The organism is Acidiphilium acidophilum, from assembly GCF_033842475.1.
GTDB classification, from domain to species: domain Bacteria; phylum Pseudomonadota; class Alphaproteobacteria; order Acetobacterales; family Acetobacteraceae; genus Acidiphilium; species Acidiphilium acidophilum.
Genome location: NZ_JAWXYB010000018.1, coordinates 1830935 through 1849002 on the forward strand (window position 1 = coordinate 1830935; position 18068 = coordinate 1849002).

Genomic DNA, 18068 nt, shown 5'->3' on the forward strand with positions numbered 1-18068 from the left:
ATAGACGGGCCTGCCCGATGCAATCGCGGATCGGGTTGGTGAGGGGGTCGTAATGGACAAGATCGTGGCCGAACATCTGATCGAAGGAGGCACGACGCTGCCGTCGGCGGATTACACCTCCCTGCATCAGATCGAACGCAAACTGCTCTGGCTGTCGTCGTGGATGATCCATAACGCCAACCACATCCGACCCAATCGCGACGGACTCAAGGTCGGCGGCCATCAGGCCTCCTGCGCCTCGGTGGTCTCGATCATGACGGCGCTCTATTTCCACATCCTCCGCCCGCAGGACCGCGTCGCGGTCAAGCCGCATGCCGGCCCGGTGCTCCACGCGATCAACTATCTGTTCGATCGGCAGAGCATCGACATGATGGCCGGGTTGCGCCAGGTCGGCGGTGCCCAGGCCTATCCCTCGCGGGTCAAGGACGGGGCCGAGATCGATTTCTCGACCGGTTCGGTCGGCCTCGGTGTCGCGATCACCTCCTTCGCCGGACTGATCCAGGATTATCTCCGCGCCCATGGCATGGTCCCCGCCGAACGCCCGCCCTCCCGCCATATCGCGATCGCGGGCGATGCCGAGCTCGACGAGGGCAATATCTACGAAGCCCTGCTCGAAGGCTGGAAACACGACGTCCGCGATGTCTGGTGGGTGGTCGACTACAACCGCCAGAGCCTCGATTCGGTAATGCCCGACCGCCTGTTCGGCCGCTTCGAAGGCTTGTTCCGCGACATGGGCTGGAACGTGATGAGCCTGAAATACGGCAAGGCGCTCGAAGCCGCATTCCGCAAACCCGGCGGATCGGCCCTGCGCGCCTGGATCGACGATTGCCCCAACTCGCTCTATTCCGCCCTCACCTTTCAGGGCGGTGCCGCGTGGCGTCAGGCCCTGCTCGCCGATCTTGGCCGCTCGCGGGGCGCACGCGCGATCATCGACCCGATGTCGGATGAAGCGCTCGCCGTGCTGATGACCAACCTCGCCGGCCACGACCTGCCCACGCTGATCGAGGCCTTCACCGAAGCGGCACGAACCGATCAGCCGACCTGCTTCCTCGCCTACACCACCAAAGGTTCGGGCCTGCCCTTCGCCGGACACAAGGACAATCATTCCGGCCTGATGAACGACGAACAGATGAACGCGTTCCGCGCCGCGATGGGAATTCGCGAAGGGCATGAATGGGACAAATTCGAAGGGATCGCCGATCCCGCGCACCTCCGTCATTTCATCAACTCGGTTCCGTTCGCCACCAAACTGACCACCCAGGGGCGCAATCTCGCCGCCGCCACGATCCCGGTGCCGGCCACCCTGCCCCACGGAAAATTCGCGGGACGGCGCATGTCCACCCAGGGCGCTTTCGGCGAACTCCTCGCCGAGATCGGGCGCGGCGAAGGCGAATGCGCCGATCTCGCCCGGCATATCGTGACGATGAGCCCGGATGTGACGGTCTCGACCAACCTCGGTCCCTGGGTCAACCGGCGCGGCGTGTTCGACCGCCACACCCGCAACGACGTGTTCCGCGATGCCAAACTCGCCTCCGCGCAACGCTGGGGCATGAGCCCGGAAGGCCAGCATATCGAACTCGGGATCGCCGAACAGAACCTGTTTCTCCTGCTCGCCGCCGCCGGCCTCGCCGCCCCGATGCAAGGTGCCCGCCTGCTGCCGATCGGCACGGTCTACGACCCCTTCGTCAATCGGGGTCACGATGCCCTGGTGTACGGCTGCTATCAGGATGCAAGGTTCATGCTTGTCGCCACCCCGTCCGGCATCACCCTGGCACCCGAGGGCGGGCAGCACCAATCCACCAACACCCCGCTGCTCGGCATGGTGCAGGACCGGATCGCCGCCTACGAACCCGCCTATGCCGATGAATTCGCCGTCCTGTTCCGTCACGGATTCGACTGGATGCAACGCCCGGAGGGTTCATCGGTCTGGTTCCGCCTCTCGACCCGGCAGATCGAACAGCCGGAGCGTGCGCTCGATGCCGCTGCCGTCATCGCCGGCGCGCACTGGATCACCCCACCCGCACCAGGAGCGAACATCGCAATTCTTTATCAGGGCGCCGTCGCACCCGAAGCCGAAGCCGCCTTCGCCGCCCTGCGCGAAGACGAACCGGGCGCCGGTCTGCTCGCGATCACCAGCCCCGACCGCCTGTTCGCTGACTGGCGCGCCGCCCAGGCAACACAGCGCACCGGAACCCCGGCACACCGCTCGCATATCGAAACCCTGCTCGCCCCCCTCGCCCGCGATGCGGCGCTGGTCACGGTGCTGGACGGCCACCCCTCGACCCACGCCTGGCTCGGCGGGGTGCGCGGCCAGCGCATCCATACGCTGGGCCCCGATCACTTCGGCCAGTCGGGCGATATCCCGGATCTGTATCGTATCTACGGCATCGATGAGGACGCGATCCTGAACGCCTGCGCCGCCGCGCTGCTGGGCTGATCGCGCCCTCCCGAAGCGACGGGGTCAGCCCGCCGTGCTGCTGTCGATCCAGCCGATATTGCCGTCGCTCCGGCGGTAGACCACGTTGAGCGCCCGGTTGGCCGAATTGCGGAACATCAGCACCGGCTGATCCGCGAGGTCCATCCGCATCACCGCCTCGCTGACCGACAGCATGTCGATCTCGGTCTGGGTTTCGGCGATCACCGTGGCATGGGGGCCGATATCGGGCATCCCCTCCGCGACGATATGCCCATTCACCGCAGGCGGCGCATCCTCCCGCTCATAGACCTCCTGCAACACATATTGCCGCGCGGCCTCCGGCCGGTCCCGCCCGGCGATTTCGCGGGCATGTTCGTTGACCCGGCGGCGATAGCGGCGCAGTCGTTTGGCGATATGTTCGGCAGCATCGTCGAACGCCGCATGAGCATCCGCCGCCTCGCCCTCGCCCCGCAAGGTCAGCCCGCGGGCCGCGTGCACGTTGATATCGCAGGTGAAAAAGCTGCGGGCGCGGCTGAACGTGACATTGGCTTCGAGGGCGCGGTCGAAATACTTGGTGGAAATCACGTCCAGGTGGTTGGCGACATGAACGCGCAGCGCATCGGAAAGATCGACTTGTTTGCCGGAGACCGTGATTTGCATCGCCAGGATCCTTGTTGTCAGCGAATGTTGCCGGCTCGCATTCCTGCCGGGTCAGGACTCGCCCGAGAGCCCCTGTTCCCGCTTGCGCTGCGCCGAGCCGGGAATACGCATCGCCTCCCGGTATTTGGCCACAGTTCGCCGCGCGATGTCTATGCCTTCCTTTTGTAACAATTTGGCCAGAGCCTCGTCGGACAGCACGCCACCCGGCGCTTCCCCTTCGATCAACGCGGCGATCCGGTGACGAACCGCCTCCGCGCTGTGACTCTCGCCATTCGCACCGGCCAGCGCAGTCGTGAAAAAAAACTTCATCTCGAAAATTCCACGCGGCGTCGCGATCACTTTGTTGGAAGTGACCCGGCTGACCGTGCTTTCATGGATTTCGAGCGCCGCCGCGACCTCGCGCAAGGTCAGCGGCTTGAGAAACCCGATCCCGAAACGAAAAAATCCGTCCTGATGCTGCACGATCTCGCCGGCAACGCGCAGGATCGTATCGGCCCGGGACTCCAGGGCACGGATCAGCCAGTTTGCACTCTGGATGCGGTCGGCCAGAAATTGCTTCGTGTCGCGCGAGGCGCGCGCCGCCATCCGCGCATGATAACCGCGCCGGATCAGCACGCGCGGCATGGTTTCCGGATTCAGTTCGAGCAGATAATCGCCATCCGGCCCCGGCCGCATCAGCACGTCGGGCACCATCGGGGTGATCGGTCCGGCATCGTATCCCGCGCCGGGTTTAGGATCGAGGCGCCGAACTTCGCCGATCATGTCGCGCAAATCTTCCGCGTCGACCCCGCAGCGCTCCATCAGGGTCCGGTGATCGCGGCGGGCGAGAAGGTCGAGATTGGCCAGAAGTGCCATCATCGCAGGGTCGAGGCGGTTGCGCTCGGCGAGCTGAACGCTCAGGCACTCGGCGAGATCGCAGGCAAACACACCGGTCGGATCGAACCGCAGCATGACCTGTCGCACCGCCTCGAGCATTTCGATCGGGACGCCGAGCGAATTGGCAATGAATGCCGGGGGTTCCGCCAGCCGTCCCGCGGCATCGAGCGACATCAGCAGAGCCGCAGCGATCCGCCGGCGCGCGAGGTCGGGAAATGCGAGGCGGATCTGTTGCTCAAGATGTTCGCGCAGATCGGGGGGCCGGTCGGCGATCTGCCCCATCCAGTCATCGTCCGCGAAATCGCCGCCGCGTTCGCGGGCGCCGTCCGAACCCGTGCCGGCATCGTATACGTTCGAGAAATCGGCATCGAGCGGCGGTGTCGTGCCATCCAGATGTCCCGGCTGAACCGATGCATCGCCGTTCGACCCTCCGACGGCACCAGGATCGGCAAACCCTGCGGGCTGCACCGGCGCGCTCTCCGGCAAGTCGGGCGCAGCATGGTCCGGCAGTTCCGGCCCCCCATCGAGCCGCTCGATCAACGGGTTCTTGAGCAGTTCATCCTCGATGAACTGATTGACTTCGGTATTGGTGTATTGGAGCAGTTGGATCGCCTGCCGCAGTTGCGGCGTCATGACCAGTGACTGGGTATGCCTTAGGTCGAGGCGGGGTCCGATGGACATGCATGGATCATACCAACTTCCCTAAGTCATTGGAATATAGGGCGATGAAAATGGTGTGATTTTTGCATAGCGTAAATTTGGCATACATTTTTTGGGACGCGAGAGACTCACCATCAGAACGCCGCCATCACTTTGATGATGGCGGGTCCCCCGACCACGAGAAACACGCATGGCAGGATAAAAACGATCATGGGGAGCGTGAGCAGCACCGGCAGGCGAGCTGCGCGTTCCTCGAATTTCGTCAGTTGTTCCTGGCGAAGCTCGGCAGACAAGGTCCGCAATGCCTGGGTCAGCGGGGTACCGTACTGGATGGTCTGGATCAGGGTCGATCCCAGCCGTTTGAGACTGTCGAGACCGGTCCGGGCTCCAAGCGCAGTTAGCGCATCACGCACATTATTGCCGATCCTCATCTCCTGGGCCGTGATGGTGAGTTCCTGGGCAACGGCATCGTGGGTTTCACGAATTTCGCTCGCGACGCGGACCAGCCCGGGTTCGAGGCTCAGTCCGGCATCAGCACAGATCACCATCAGGTCGAGCGCATCCGCGAGCCCGGCTTCGACACGTTTGACGAACCGCTTCCGCCGCCGGGTGATCACCATATCCGGAAGCAGCAACCCCACGATCGCGGCGGCACCGATCAGGCCGATCCGCGGCATTTCCGGCAGGCTCACCATATGAACCAGCACATAGGCCAGAACCGGCAGGCCAAACAGCATCAGCACTTTCGCCCCGACGAACAGACCCAATGCACCCTGATCGCGGATTCCGGCCATGCGCAACGTATGCCTCAGGTCGGCCAGGGTTTTTGCGCTCAGCAGACCGCTCCGGGCGACAGCGAACCCCAGACCGATCACGATCCGGACATGGAGTTTCTGCTGTTCGGTCCCGTCAGCCGCGACGAGTGAGACGCCGGCGGCACGGGCGACGCGGCGCGCGATTTTTTCCTCGTCGATCACCAGTTTCAGCATCAGCATCGCAAAACCGGAGATGAACAGGAAAAATGCCGGAACGCCGAAATAGAGGATGTTCATGCCACGGATGCCATGCGGTTCAGCTCAGGCTCCGCCGGATGATCGAGCGCATGGTCATGCTGCCCATCACGAGCATGCCGACGGCCAGACCGAAAATGACATGACCTTTGCGGGTGGTGAACAGAATGTTGAGGTAAGCGGGCTGGATCAGTTCGATCCCCAACCCCGCGACAATGGGAATACAACCGAGAATCAATGCGCTCGTACGAGCCTCCGCCGCCATGGCATAGCCGCGCGCTTTCATTGCGACACGCTTGCGGATCACTTCGGACAGGGTTTCGAGGGTTTGCGCCAATCCGCCACCCGCCCGCGCCTGCAGGCTGAGAGCGGTCGCGAAAAACCCGTATTCGGGCAGGCGGGAGCGCTCGGCGAGGCCGCGCAGGGCCTGATCGAGCGGTGTGCCGATCGCGACCTGATCGGCGATTCGGGTGAACTCCTCGCTGGTGGGCTTGCTGAGATCGCGCCCGACGATCCGCAACGCTTCCTGCACCGGGATGCCGACTCTTACGCACCGCACGATCGTCGCCAGCGTATCGGGAAACTGGTTGAGCAGCGCGGTCGACCGGCGCGCATGTAGCGTTCCGAAGACGGTTCGGGCAATCAGGATGATCATCGGCGGCCAGAGCAGCAGACCGAGGCCGCCGAACACCATGGCGATCAGCATGACGATCAACCGGGCAACGACGATGCAGCCGAGGAACACGAGCCACCACGGTGCCGGGTAATCCCGGGCGCGCAGCAGATCGATGCCGAGGATTGTCAGAGCGGACGACAAGGGGGCCTGGAAGCGCGCGAGAGGGCTGACGGCTTTGGGTTTCTGGTCGGTCTCGAAGACGACAAGGCCGTTGGTCACCCGATCGAGGCGGCCGGCGAGGCGCCGCTGGAGGCGGTCGCCCTGAAACATGTTGACCGCAAGCAACAGCAAGGCGGCGGTCATGACGATGCTGAACATGAGCAGAAGCGGTAGGTTCATCGGATCAGGCTCGCTTCTTCCAGGGCCGTCGCCCAGGGCCGCGCCAGGCCGAAATAGGTCAGCCGGTCATGGAAGCTGGAGCGGGTGCGCGAGACGATATAGCGGCCAAGCAGTCGCCCGGTCGCGTCTTCACCCTGCATTTCGTATTTGAAGATGTCGTTAAGAAGCGGGGTTTCACCCTCGATGCCGGCGATTTCGGTCAACTGGATCACCCGGCGACCGCCATCACGCTGGCGTTCGACCTGGACGATCAGGTTGATCGCGGAGACGACCTGCATCCGGATCGCGCGCGGCGACAGGCCCATGCTCGCCATCTGGACCATGTTCTCGATCCGGGCCAGCGCATCGCGGGTGTTGTTGGCATGGATGGTCGACATCGAACCGTCATGACCGGTGTTCATGGCCTGAAGCATGTCGAACGCTTCGGGTCCGCGCACCTCGCCGATGATGATCCGGTCCGGTCGCATGCGCAGGGCGTTGCGGAGGAGATCGCGCTGGTTGATCTCGCCCTTGCCTTCCAGGTTGAGCGGGCGGGTTTCGAGCCGGACGATGTGGGGCTGCTGCAACTGGAGTTCGGCGGCATCCTCGACGGTCACGATCCGCTCGGAAGGATCGATGAAACTGCTCATCGCGTTCATCATCGTGGTTTTGCCCGAACCGGTGCCGCCGGAAATCACGACGTTCAGGCGGCAGCGGGCGGCGATTTCGAGGATGCGCGCGATCGCTGGCGTCAAAGAGCCGTATTCGATCAGTTTGGTGAAACTGATCGGCTTTTTCGCGAATTTGCGGATCGAGAGGCAGGGACCGTCGATCGCGAGCGGCGGGAGAACGATGTTGACGCGGGAGCCGTCCTTCAGTCTGGCATCGACCATCGGGCTCGATTCATCGACACGCCGACCGACCGAGGCCGCGATGCGCTGGCAGATATTGGCGAGATGGGCGGAATCGCGGAAGCGGACCGGCAATTGTTCGAGCCTGCCCTTTCGTTCGGCGAAAACCCGTTCCGGACCGTTGACCATGATGTCGGTGATCGATTCGTCTTCGAGCAGGGGTTCGAGCGGGCCGAGGCCCAGCATGTCGTCGACCAGTTCGGTCGCGATCTGATGTTGTTCGCGGCTGTTGAGCTGGATGCGATGCTCGGTCGCAAGCTCGGCGAGCATGATCTCGACCGCATTGAGCAGGCGCGGCGGGGTGAGGGTTGCGATCACCGACGCATCGATCTTGGCGAGACAGAGGCTGCGGATCAGGTCGACGTCCTCCTTGCGCAGCCCGGGCGTGGGCTCGGATACGCCTGGGACGGTGACCGGGGCGGGTTCGCTGGGGCGGCGGCCGAAGACCGGTACACCGTCCATCACGGCGCCCCGATCGAAATGCTAGCCACGGCTTCGGCGGCTTTGGCCGGCGGTGGGCCGGGGGCGGCACCGATCAGCCGGGCGAGCTTGACGATCGCGTCGCGGAAGCTGCCTTTCTGGCTGACCAGGGTTTCGCCAAGATCAGACGCACGGACCGCTTTGGCGCCGAGATCAGGTACGATGACGGCGATTTCGCTGCCGAGTTCGGCGGCGATGAGCTTCGGCGAGAGCGGTTGCTTGCGATGGTAGCGGTTGAGGATGACGATCGGGCGACGGGTCTGCATCGCGCCGGCGGGGAGATCGATCCAGCGTTTCGCGTGGCGCAGGCTTTGGGACGAGGCTTCGAGGATCAGGATGCGCTGTTGCGCGAGGGCGAGGATTTCGGCAGCGAAACCCAGCGGGCGGGCGGGGATGTCGGCGATCACGAAATTGTAGCGTTGGCGGAGGGCGTTGGACAAGGCGCGACCGCCGCCGGGGCGGAGCGACCAGACCTCGTTCAGTGCTTCCTCGGCGGCGAGGACGTGAAGGCGCTCGGTGGCGGGGTGGGCGGCGCGCTCGATCAGCAGCGGGTCGATGCGGTCCGGCGCTTCGAGGGCGCTGCGTAATCCGGTACTGGGGGGGACGTTGGCCGCGAGGGCGGCGCCGCCACGATAGAGATCGGTATCGAGGAGGATGGTGTGGCGACGGGTTTCACCACCGATCAGCCAGGCGAGGTTGGTCGCGATCGTGGTGACGCCGACCCCGCCGCCGGCCCCGCAGAGGGCGACCATGGCGCCGCCACGGGTGAGTTCCGCGATGGGTTCGGCACCGATCGCCCAGGGCAGAAGTTCACGCGTGACCATGGCGATGTCGAGCGGCTTGGGGAGGTATTCCTTGACGCCGAGATTGCGGGTGAGGCTGCGATAGAAGCTCACGCTGCGATTGTCGCCTATGACGAGGACCCGGGTTCCGGGGTCCACCACGGCTTCGAGTTGCAGGATGGCGGAAAGCGGCTGGTCTTCGCCGCTGATGTCGATGAGGATGGTGCGCGGGGTTTCGATCTGGCCAAGGCGTTCGAGCGATCCGGCGAAGGGCACGGTGTGCAGGATCAGTCCGGCGGGAAAGGCGGGTGCGAGGGCGGCGCGCAGGATGTGCGCGGTTTCGGCATCCCGGACGAAGCCCATGAACAGGGGCCGGTCGCGGCTGAGGGGTTCCACGCTTGCCGGATCGAACAGCAGGCTGGTTCCGGGGGTCATTGGGCGGTCGATCCCGGCGGGGTGAACTGGGTTTGCTGGGCGGGCCCCTGGAAGATGGTCATGCTTTCGCCAGACATCGGGGCGCTGACCGCGGCGAGGGCGGGGGAGACCTGGCCGCTATAGACCGGGGGCGGCGGGAGGTGGATGGGACCGGGTGCGAGATCGGTGGGACGGACGATCAGCGAGAGCGGGCCGAGATGGGCGGCGACATCGACCCGTTCGGCCTGATCGGGGGTGACTTCGAGGGTGACGGTGCGGGCGGGGGCTTCTTCCTTGCCGTGGGTGTTGGCCCCCTGGACCAGGCGCTGGTCGATCGCGATGACCCGGACGTCCGACAGGATGGTTTCGGCGGCGACGCTTTTCGACGGGGGGAGATTGGGGGCGGAGAGGCTCTGGGTGAGAATGAGATCGACGTGGTCTCCCGGCCAGATCAGGCCGGCGGTGCCGGTGATGGCGTCGACCCCGACCGAGACGGCCCTCATGCCCGGCTTGAGCACGGCCGCGAGAAAGCCATGATCGCCGGGGCGGATGACCTGGGAGATCAGGAGCGGCGCACCGGCATCGAGCGGCTGGCGGACCATCGCGCCGGTATAGGCGGAGCGGTTGGCCGGGGTATCGAGCACGGTGCCGGGCGGCGGGGTGGCGGTGGATTCGGTGATGGTGGAGAAGTCGGCGGGCTGGATCAGGCTGCCGGCGCGCAGTGGATGGGCGGTGGCGAGGATGAGGATTTTCGGGGCTGCGGCGATGTGTGGCCTGGCGGGATGAAGTTCCAGCCAGGCCACAGTGCCGAAACCGGCGAGGCCGAGAGCGAGGACGACGAACAAGGATAGGCGGAGGAGCATTTGTCAAAATCCTTGATCGTGGCGAAGACGCGGATTCCGTCAGAAGGCCGCGCGGGTGCTATTGTAAGCGGTGTTCAGATGAGTTCCGAGCGTCGTTACGCCTCCCGCTATGACCGCAGCTATCAATCCGGCAATCATGGCATATTCAAGTGCAGTTACGCCTCGCTGGTCCGCTTTACATACTTCAGTCATCATTTTTATACTCTGACTTGTATGATTCCTAAATACGGCACCTAAAGTAAGAGCTTTAACTGACATCTTCGGAAAACGAATCTAGAGGTTTTGACTTACGCTTGTGAACATAGTGTTCAGTTGACCACCGATCGTACTAATGATCCCGATAATAACGGCCGCAATCAACGCCGCAATCATTCCATATTCCAGCGCCGTGACGCCGCGTTTGTCGTTGAAGAGGGGGATGCCGCGGACGGCGAGCCAGGTTTTGGTGTAGTCGAGCATGGTCAGGTCTCCTTCGGCCGCGCGGGGGGTCCGGGGCGGCTGGTTGAATTCTGGGACCGGGGTTTTTCCGGCGGGCCGTGCCTTGGGGAAGGTCGACGGCTTGGGTATTCATGGGGCGATATAGACAGGGAAAACTTGCCAAACGGTTAATCGGTGCGGGGAAAAATGGGGGCGGAAGGGGATTTATGCGCGCTTTTCGCCTATTTTGTTGCTATATCGTAACAAAATAGGCGTGCGAAGTCTTCGCTTGGTGGGGCGATTTTTTGCGACATCGGGAGATCGGGGGCGGCAGTGGCCGGGCGCGCGGGTGATCGTGCGGTGGCGATGCCGGGATTGCTGGTGTGGGGACATGCGGGGCGCGTTTGGCCGGTGCGGGGCACGGCGGGGGTGATACGGCGGTGCAGCGCAACGTGCTGGCAGGCGCGTTCGATTCGAACGGGTGCGCCGGTGCGCCTGACGGGCGCGGGAAGGTGAGGTCAGCGAGTTGGGTGATGAACGAATCGAGGTGTCGGCAGGCGAAGTTCAGCCCGGGATGCTTGTGCGCGAGGACGGCCAGAAGATCCTGAAGGATCTGGATAAGCTTGCCGATGACAGCGGCGGCATCAATGGGGTGAGGTGGTGCGGTGCTGGACACGCAGGCTAATAATCACATGGGACGGGGGGTGAGAAAGTCAGTGAAGGGAAGAAGGGCTACTTTTTTGAAAAAAAGGTGCACAAAAACTTTCGCTCCTCTGGGGCACGGGCGTTGTCACCGGCACGGACCCAGATTCAAAAAAGTTTTTTGGTTCTTTTTTTCAAAAAAGAACCCTGCCTTCCCTCCCCTTCCCTACCCCAGCGGATCAGCCGCAAGCATAGCCAGCGCCGCCCATGCGGTCGGGGCGAGGGCGGGAACCCGGTAGTAGTCGAAGCGTTCCGAATCGGCGCCGGGGCCTACCGTGAGGCCGGTGGCGAGGCGGGGGACGCTGGTGGTGAACAGCAGGCCGGAGGGGCTGATCTGGCTCGCGATCGTGGCGAGGAAGCGGTTGGCGGGGGCGGGTTGGCCAACGCGGTGGAGGGCGAGGGCAGCGAAGGCGGTGCCTTCGATCCAGACGCCCTGGCTGGCGGTGCTGAAGCCGATTCCGGCTGGATCGGTGCGGGGCCAGCCGAGGCGGGCGATGGCGGGGGCGAGGGAGGCGGCGTCGGTGAGGCCCGCGAGGGTGGGCCAGATATTGGCGTCGGCGGCGAGGAGGGGGTTGTTTGCGCCGTTGGGGGTGAGACCGGCGTTGAAGAGGTGGGTTGCGGGGTTTTTCATGGACCGGACGAAGCGGGCGGCGTGGGCGGCGCGGTTCGGGCGGTAGAGCCGGGCGAAGGCGATGGCGCAATCGGTGTTCTGTTCGGTGCTGACCCAGCGGAGTTTCTGCTGGTCCGGCGGGAAGCCGAAGACGCCGCCGGTGTAGCCGTGGGCGTTGGCGCAGTTGGTGACGATCCAGTCGCCGGCGCGGGCGGCGGCGGCTTCGTAGCGGTCGCTGTTGACGCCGGCGTCGCGCAGGGCGGTCCAGAGCAGGATGGCCCAGGCGATCGGGCCGGTTTCGCTGCCGACCTGATAGGGGTCTTCGGCCCAGATATTGGCCTCGGCGTCCCACCATCCGGGCAGGGCGACCGGGATGGCGACGGGGCCGGCGCGGTAGGCGTTGCGGAGGCGGCCATCGGAATAATTGGGGTCGTGGGCCTGGGCGAGTTCGAAGGCGTCCGCGATGCGGGCGGCGTGGAGGGCGTGGCCGCCGGCGATGAGTGCGAGGCCGGCGAGGGCGTTGTCGTAAGTGTAGGCGGCGGGATTATTGGCGGGGGCGAATTTGGGATAGCGGGCGTTTGCGGTGCGGTCGGGGTAGCTGGCGAGCAGCGCGGGGCCGGGGGGGATGGCGTCGAGCTGCGCACGGATCGTGTTGATCAGGGTTGTGGGCAGATCGGTGGGCGGGGCGGCGGCGGGCGGCGGGAGGGTTGCCGCACGGCCGATCGCGGGGGTGGCAAGCAGCCCCGCGAGGATCGTGCGGCGGGGGATCATTTCAGCTCAGCTCAGCGCGGCGACCAGGGCTTCGGCGGTGCGACCGTTGGCGATGGTGGCGGCGCGGCGGTCGTAATGCACGCCGTTGACCCGGGCGAAGGCGTGCTGGACGCCGGGATAGACATGGGTTTCGATTTCGGGCTTGCCCTTGGCACCGGCCAGGACGGCTGCGCGGATTTCGGCGTTGGCGAACTCGTCCTGCTCGGCCATGTGGACGATGAGCTTGTGCTTGATGTTGCCGAATTCGGGGACCAGCTTGTCGAGGGCGACGCCGTAATAGGAGATGTTGAGATCGGCGTCCGACCGCGTGGCCATCATGACCGCGAGGCGGCCACCGAGGCAGAAGCCGACGGTGGCGACTTTTCCGGTGCTGCCGGGGAGTTTGCGGGCGGCGGCGATTGTGGTTTTGAGGTCTTCGATGCCTTTGTCCTGATCGAAGCCGTTCATCAGGGCGAAGGCTTTTTTCCATTCGGCTTCGGATTTGTCGGTGATGTCGACGCCGGGTTCCTGACGCCAGAACAGGTCGGGGGCGACCGCGATGAAGCCCATTTCCGCGATTTCGTGGCAGGTGGCGCGCAAGGCGTCGTTCACGCCGAAGATTTCCTGGATGACGACGACCGCGCCGGTCGGGTGGGTCGAGGGAGTGACGGTGTAGGCTTTGAAACTGCCGGACCCATCGGCGGCTTTGAGCTCGATGCTGCCGGTGGTCGTGGTGATTTTATCGGTCATAAGGGTTTCCTCAGCGCAGGTTGAATGGATACGTGGCACTGTATACGCGGCACTGGGGGCCGCGCGCCTCGATCAGAGATAGTGTTCCTGCGGCGGAAGGAAACCGTTGAAACCCTGGCTCGCGTAACTCGTGACGTAGGCCCCGGTGTCGTGGATCAGGATGCGGTCGCCGGATTTGAGGCTGGCGGGCAGGTGATACGGGGTGTCGCGGTACATGACATCGACCCCGTCGCAGGACGGGCCGGCGAGGATGGCGGGCGCGTCGGGGCCGGTGAGGCCGGGGGCGGTGATGGCATATTTGATGGCCTCGCCTTCGGTTTCGGCGAGGCCGCCGAAGCGGCCGATATCGAGATAGACCCAGCGGCGATCGGAATCTTCGCGGCGGGTGCAGGCGAGGACGACTTCGGTGACCGCGACGCCGGCATCGGCCACCACGGCGCGGCCCGGCTCGATCAGGAGATCGGGCAGGTCGTTGCCAAAATGGGCGCGGACCGAGGTCATGATGGCGTCGCCGAAGGTGCCGATCGCGGGGATGTCGTCGCGGTAGCGGGTGGGAAAGCCGCCGCCGAGGTTGAGCAGGCGCAGGTCGATGCCCCGGGCGCGGAGGTCGGAGAAGACCATCGCGGCCTGACCGATCGCGGTCTGGTAGGCGCCGACGCCGGTTTGCTGGCTGCCGACATGGAAGGACACGCCGTGGGGGATCAGGCCGAGATCGCGCGCGGTGATCAGCAGGTCGCGCGCATGGGCGCCGGTGGTGCCGAATTTGCGCGAGAGCGGCCAGTCCGCGCCGTCCTGGCTGACGGCGAGGCGGCAATAGACTTTGGCGCCCGGCGCGGCGGCGGCGATTTTGGCCAGTTCCTCGTCCGAATCGAAGGCGAAGAGATCGACACCGCTGGCGAAGGCTTCGGCGATGGCGCTGGATTTTTTGACGGTGTTGCCGAAGCTGATCGCGGAGGGTGCGGCGCCCACGGCGAGGCAGGCGCGGATTTCCTCGATGCTGGCGGCGTCGAATCGCGAGCCGAGGCCGAGCAGGCGGTCGAGCACCGGGGCGGCGGGGTTGGCCTTGACCGCGTAATAGATCGCGGCATCGGGCAGGGCCTCGCGCAGCGCGCCGAAATTGGCGGCGATGCGGTCGAGGTCGATCACGATTGCCGGGGTGGCCAGCACACCGGAGTCGATAAAACGGGCGAGTTTAGGGGTCATGAACCCACTCCCTTCCCAGGTCAGAGCTTTGCGATCAGGCGCAAAGCAGGTTGCGAAACGGTCGAACGAACCAGCGACCAGACGGATGCCAGAACGCTTGACGTCGTTGCGTAACCCCCGAGAGGGCAGAGGCACGTGCGTTGCTGCGTGCGCAGCACATGGAGTTGCTGCGTGACGGGGCCGATAAACCCATCATGCGGGTATTGCAAGTGACAAATTGGTCGGGGCGAAGGGACAGGATAGGCCGAGGGGAAGCAGGCAGTCTTCTTTTTTTGTAAAAAAAGAAGCAAAAAAACTTTGATTCCTCGGGTCCGTGCCGATGAAACGACCGGGAACCAGATCAAAAAAAGTTTTTTGCTTCTTTTTTCCAAAAAAGAAGCGCTTTCTCGCTTGGCTCGCTTCCCCCGATCGCCTGTTCAATAGGAGCGGCAGTCGGCGGTTGTTCCAGCAACACTATGAAATGTTTGGTGCCCTGCCCTGCCGCGTCTCGGCGCGCTATTGTAACATCCATGGAAACCATGCCGCATATTCTGGTGGTCGATGATGACCGGGAGATCCGCGATCTGCTTGCGCGGTTTCTCGAACGCCAGCGGTTTCGGGTGACGGCGGCGCGGGATGGGCGGGAGGCGCGGCGGGCGTTTCTCAACGGGCATTATCAGCTCGTGGTGCTGGATTTGATGCTGCCCGGCGAATCGGGGCTGGATGTCGCGCGGTGGCTGCGGGCCGAGACCCAGGTGCCGATCATCATGCTGACCGCGATGGGCGAGGAGCCGGACCGGATCATCGGGCTCGAACTCGGGGCGGATGATTATGTGACCAAGCCGTTCAATCCGCGTGAGCTGGTCGCGCGGATACGGGCGGTGCTGCGGCGGGTGGGCGAAGGCGAGGAGCGTGGGCGCGAGGCCCCTGCCCGGCTTTATGAATTTGCCGGATGGTCGCTGGAGACGGCGCGGCGGCGGCTGGTCGATCCGCAGGGCGTGGACGTCGCGTTGACCGGGGGCGAGTATGATTTGTTGCTGGCGCTGCTGGATCGGCCCAACCGGGTGCTGACGCGCGACATGCTGCTGGATTTGCTGCGCGGGCGGCAGGCGGGGCCGTTCGACCGGGCGATCGATGTCGCGATTTCGCGGCTGCGGCGCAAGCTGGAGGATGACGGGCGGAACGCGCAACTGATCAAGACCGTGCGCGGCGGGGGGTATGTGCTGGCCGCGACGGTCGAGCGGACATGATCGGACGGCTGCGGCTGTGGCCGGCCAGTCTGGCCTGGCGCACCGCGATCACGCTGCTGGTGGGGTTTGCGATCATGCAGGCGATCGGGCTCGGGATTCATACCGTCAACCAGATGGCGCTCAATCATATCATCACCGAGCGGGAGATTGCGACGCGGGATGCGATTTTGTACCGGCGGGTGGTGCTGGAGCCGCAGGACCGGCGGGCGGCGATCGTGGCGACGGCGCAGGGGGTGAAGGGGGATGTGATCAGCCTCGATCCGATTCCGCCGTTTTCGGGGAGTTTCGACCTGCCGCTGCCGGTGCGCCAGATTTTGCGGGGCGCGTTGCTCGCGTTTCCGACCCCGCCGGGGATGCGGCCCCGGCGGGTGCTGATGCGCGGCGCGGTGGAACCGCCGCTGCTGATCATGAGTTTCGAATTGCCGGATCAGGGGTGGCTGACGATCCAAAGTCCGTTCCGCCCGACGCCGCCCTGGGCGACGCCGGGGTTTGCGACTGCGTTTCTGGTGATGTTCGGGCTGGGGGCGGTGCTGATTTTCTGGGCGGTGTTCCGGCTGACCGCGCCGGTGCGGACGCTGGCGGAGGCGGCGGAGCAGTTGGGGCGCGACATTCAGCACGCCCCGGCGCTGCCGGAAAGCGGGCCGACCGAGATTGCGACGGCGGCGGTGGCGTTCAATACGATGGCGGCGCGAATCCGGCGGTTCGTCGAGGACCGGACGTTTCTGCTCACCGCGATCGGGCATGATCTGCGCACGCCGATCACGCGGTTGAAGCTGCGGACCGAATTTCTGGAGGACGAGGCGCAGCGGGAGAAGTTTCTGGGGGATCTGGACGAGTTGGAGGCGATGCTGGCCTCGACCATCGCGTTCGGGCGGGATGTCGCGCAGACCGAGGCTTCGGTGCCGATCGATCTGGCGACGCTGCTGCGCACGGTGATCGACGAGACCTCGGATATCGCGCCCGATTGCGCGGCGGCGATGCGCTATGCCGGGCCGGATCATTGCACGCTGCGGGGGCGGCCGCTCGCGCTGAAACGGGCGTTTGCGAATTTGATCGGCAATGCGGTGAAGTATGGCGATGCGGCGCGGGTGACGCTGCACGAGGCCGGGCATCATACGTTGCGGATCGATATCGAGGATGACGGGGCGGGGATTCCGCCGGGCGAGCTGGAGCGGGTGTTCGAGCCGTTCCGGCGGGTGGAGACCAGTCGCAACCGCGAGACCGGGGGCAGCGGGCTGGGGCTGGCGATCGCGCGGAATGCGATTCGGGCGCATGGCGGGGATATCACGCTGGCGAACCGGTCGGGTGGCAAGGGGCTGATAGCGACGGTGTATCTGCCGACCTAGGTGAGGCGGTCAGGCGGTGAGCGGGTCAGGCGGTCGGGCGCTTGAAGAAGCCGGGTTCGGTTGGCGGTTCGGCGAAATCCTCGGTGATGGCGGTGACATCCGCGCCCGGCGGGCCTTTGCGGCAGGCGCGGAGGAGTTCCTCGACCGCGGCGTCATCCCCGGCGATCAGGGCTTCGAGCGTGCCGTCCCGCCGGTTGCGGACCCAGCCGGCGAGGCCGAGGCGGCGGGCGCGGGTGGTGATCCAGTCGCGGAAGCCCACGCCCTGCACGCGGCCGCTCACCACCAGGGTTTTCGCGATCATGCCCGGGTGAGATTAACGAAACTGACCGCGGATGCAATATCGCGCGCGACCAGGGCGCGGCGGGCGGTGGATTCGGCATCGGTGCCCCATTGGCGTTCCTGCCAGTCTTCATCGAGGCGGGCGAGGTCGTGGGCTGCGGAAGCGGAGAGCGCGCCGGTGATGGCGGCGAGGCCGAGGATCAGACTGCCGAGGGCGGGGACCGCGACGCCGAGGCCAGCGAGCGCCCAGTGATCCTGCGTGGCGAGCACCCGGGCGAGGGCGCGGATCGCTTCCTCGGGCTGGGTGATCGCGACGATGCCGTGCGTGGTTTCGAGGCGGGCGGCGAAGCGTTCGGCGGCCCAGTCGAGCCAGGGCTGCCATTGGGCGTGTTGCAGGGCGATCAGGCTGTCGGGGGCGTCGGCGCGGTAGCAGAGCAGGTCGGTGCGGCCATAGGCGAGGAGATTGGCGCTGAGCGGTGCGGGGTCGGGTGCAATCTGGCTGGTGGCGGCGGTGGCGAGGCGGGTGAGCGGCAGGTCGGCGGGGCCGATCACCGGCGGGGCATCACGCCATTCGGCGGCCATGGCGTCCGCGAGCGGGCGGTGCGGGATGGTGAGCGCACCGCTCGCGGGCAGGCGCATCGGTTTGCCGTCGAGCCGCAGGGCGAAGCCGCCGGATTCCGGCACGATGGTCACTTCGGTCCAGAACCGGCGCATCG

At 65.3% G+C, this 18068-nt stretch carries 19 protein-coding genes; 4 read left to right on the forward strand and 15 right to left on the reverse strand.

Annotated features, from left to right (window positions below):
* The first annotated feature begins 52 nt into the window (after positions 1-52).
* The gene (locus SIL87_RS11390; protein WP_319614301.1) at positions 53-2437 is read left to right on the forward strand and encodes a transketolase; all 2385 of its coding nucleotides are present in this window, start codon (positions 53-55) and stop codon (positions 2435-2437) included.
* 24 nt (positions 2438-2461) lie between these two features.
* Here the strand turns inward: SIL87_RS11390 and hpf are convergent, their stop codons facing one another.
* From hpf to SIL87_RS11435, 9 genes are all read right to left on the reverse strand, one after another.
* Complete coding sequence (gene hpf, locus SIL87_RS11395; RefSeq protein ID WP_319614302.1) at positions 2462-3076, reverse strand: ribosome hibernation-promoting factor, HPF/YfiA family; 615 nt, start codon at positions 3074-3076, stop codon at positions 2462-2464.
* A gap of 51 nt (positions 3077-3127) precedes the next feature.
* On the reverse strand, positions 3128-4633 hold the full coding sequence (rpoN, locus tag SIL87_RS11400; RefSeq protein ID WP_319614303.1) for an RNA polymerase factor sigma-54: 1506 nt from the start codon (positions 4631-4633) through the stop codon (positions 3128-3130).
* 113 nt (positions 4634-4746) lie between these two features.
* The gene (locus SIL87_RS11405) at positions 4747-5664 is read right to left on the reverse strand and encodes a type II secretion system F family protein (RefSeq protein ID WP_319614304.1); all 918 of its coding nucleotides are present in this window, start codon (positions 5662-5664) and stop codon (positions 4747-4749) included.
* 19 nt (positions 5665-5683) lie between these two features.
* Positions 5684-6637 carry a type II secretion system F family protein gene (locus SIL87_RS11410; RefSeq protein ID WP_319614305.1) on the reverse strand — a complete coding sequence of 318 codons (954 nt, stop codon included), beginning with the start codon at positions 6635-6637 and terminating at the stop codon, positions 5684-5686.
* A complete protein-coding gene (locus tag SIL87_RS11415; RefSeq protein ID WP_319614306.1) occupies positions 6634-7989 on the reverse strand; it encodes a CpaF family protein in 1356 nt (451 codons plus the stop codon). Before SIL87_RS11415 ends, SIL87_RS11410 begins: the two co-directional genes overlap by 4 nt.
* On the reverse strand, positions 7989-9224 hold the full coding sequence (locus tag SIL87_RS11420; RefSeq protein WP_319614307.1) for an AAA family ATPase: 1236 nt from the start codon (positions 9222-9224) through the stop codon (positions 7989-7991). Before SIL87_RS11420 ends, SIL87_RS11415 begins: the two co-directional genes overlap by 1 nt.
* Positions 9221-10066 (reverse strand): Flp pilus assembly protein CpaB, encoded by an 846-nt coding sequence (cpaB, locus tag SIL87_RS11425; protein ID WP_319614308.1) that lies wholly within the window; start codon positions 10064-10066, stop codon positions 9221-9223. The genes SIL87_RS11420 and cpaB overlap by 4 nt, the downstream gene beginning before the upstream one ends.
* A gap of 39 nt (positions 10067-10105) precedes the next feature.
* On the reverse strand, positions 10106-10324 hold the full coding sequence (locus SIL87_RS11430; protein WP_319614309.1) for a Flp family type IVb pilin: 219 nt from the start codon (positions 10322-10324) through the stop codon (positions 10106-10108).
* A 15-nt stretch (positions 10325-10339) separates the two neighbouring features.
* A complete protein-coding gene (locus SIL87_RS11435; protein WP_319614310.1) occupies positions 10340-10525 on the reverse strand; it encodes a Flp family type IVb pilin in 186 nt (61 codons plus the stop codon).
* A gap of 484 nt (positions 10526-11009) precedes the next feature.
* Here SIL87_RS11435 and SIL87_RS11440 point away from each other — a divergent pair, with 484 nt between their 5' ends.
* A complete protein-coding gene (locus tag SIL87_RS11440) occupies positions 11010-11168 on the forward strand; it encodes a hypothetical protein (protein WP_319614311.1) in 159 nt (52 codons plus the stop codon).
* A 183-nt stretch (positions 11169-11351) separates the two neighbouring features.
* Here SIL87_RS11440 and SIL87_RS11445 read toward each other — a convergent pair whose 3' ends face one another.
* From SIL87_RS11445 to SIL87_RS11460, 4 genes are all read right to left on the reverse strand, one after another.
* Entirely contained in the window at positions 11352-12566 is a 1215-nt protein-coding gene (locus SIL87_RS11445) for a hypothetical protein (RefSeq protein ID WP_319614312.1), read from the reverse strand.
* Positions 12567-12572: 6 nt separating this feature from the next.
* Entirely contained in the window at positions 12573-13295 is a 723-nt protein-coding gene (locus tag SIL87_RS11450) for a dienelactone hydrolase family protein (RefSeq protein ID WP_319614313.1), read from the reverse strand.
* Between the two features lie 72 nt (positions 13296-13367).
* Positions 13368-14498: a type III PLP-dependent enzyme gene (locus SIL87_RS11455; protein ID WP_319614314.1), complete on the reverse strand. Its 1131-nt coding sequence runs from the start codon at positions 14496-14498 to the stop codon at positions 13368-13370.
* 340 nt (positions 14499-14838) lie between these two features.
* A complete protein-coding gene (locus SIL87_RS11460) occupies positions 14839-15018 on the reverse strand; it encodes a hypothetical protein (protein WP_319614315.1) in 180 nt (59 codons plus the stop codon).
* On the opposite strand from SIL87_RS11460, the gene SIL87_RS11465 reads away from it, so the two are divergent.
* Both SIL87_RS11465 and SIL87_RS11470 read left to right on the forward strand, forming a co-directional pair.
* On the forward strand, positions 15008-15727 hold the full coding sequence (locus SIL87_RS11465; RefSeq protein ID WP_319614316.1) for a response regulator: 720 nt from the start codon (positions 15008-15010) through the stop codon (positions 15725-15727). The two genes, SIL87_RS11460 and SIL87_RS11465, sit on opposite strands and share 11 nt — an antisense overlap.
* Entirely contained in the window at positions 15724-17073 is a 1350-nt protein-coding gene (locus SIL87_RS11470) for an ATP-binding protein (RefSeq protein ID WP_319614317.1), read from the forward strand. Before SIL87_RS11465 ends, SIL87_RS11470 begins: the two co-directional genes overlap by 4 nt.
* 25 nt (positions 17074-17098) lie before the next feature.
* Here the strand turns inward: SIL87_RS11470 and SIL87_RS11475 are convergent, their stop codons facing one another.
* On the reverse strand, positions 17099-17374 hold the full coding sequence (locus SIL87_RS11475) for an acylphosphatase (RefSeq protein WP_319614318.1): 276 nt from the start codon (positions 17372-17374) through the stop codon (positions 17099-17101).
* Positions 17371-18066, reverse strand: a complete 696-nt coding sequence (locus tag SIL87_RS11480; RefSeq protein WP_319614319.1) for an ATP12 family chaperone protein — start codon at positions 18064-18066, stop codon at positions 17371-17373. Before SIL87_RS11480 ends, SIL87_RS11475 begins: the two co-directional genes overlap by 4 nt.
* Positions 18067-18068 lie beyond the last annotated feature (2 nt).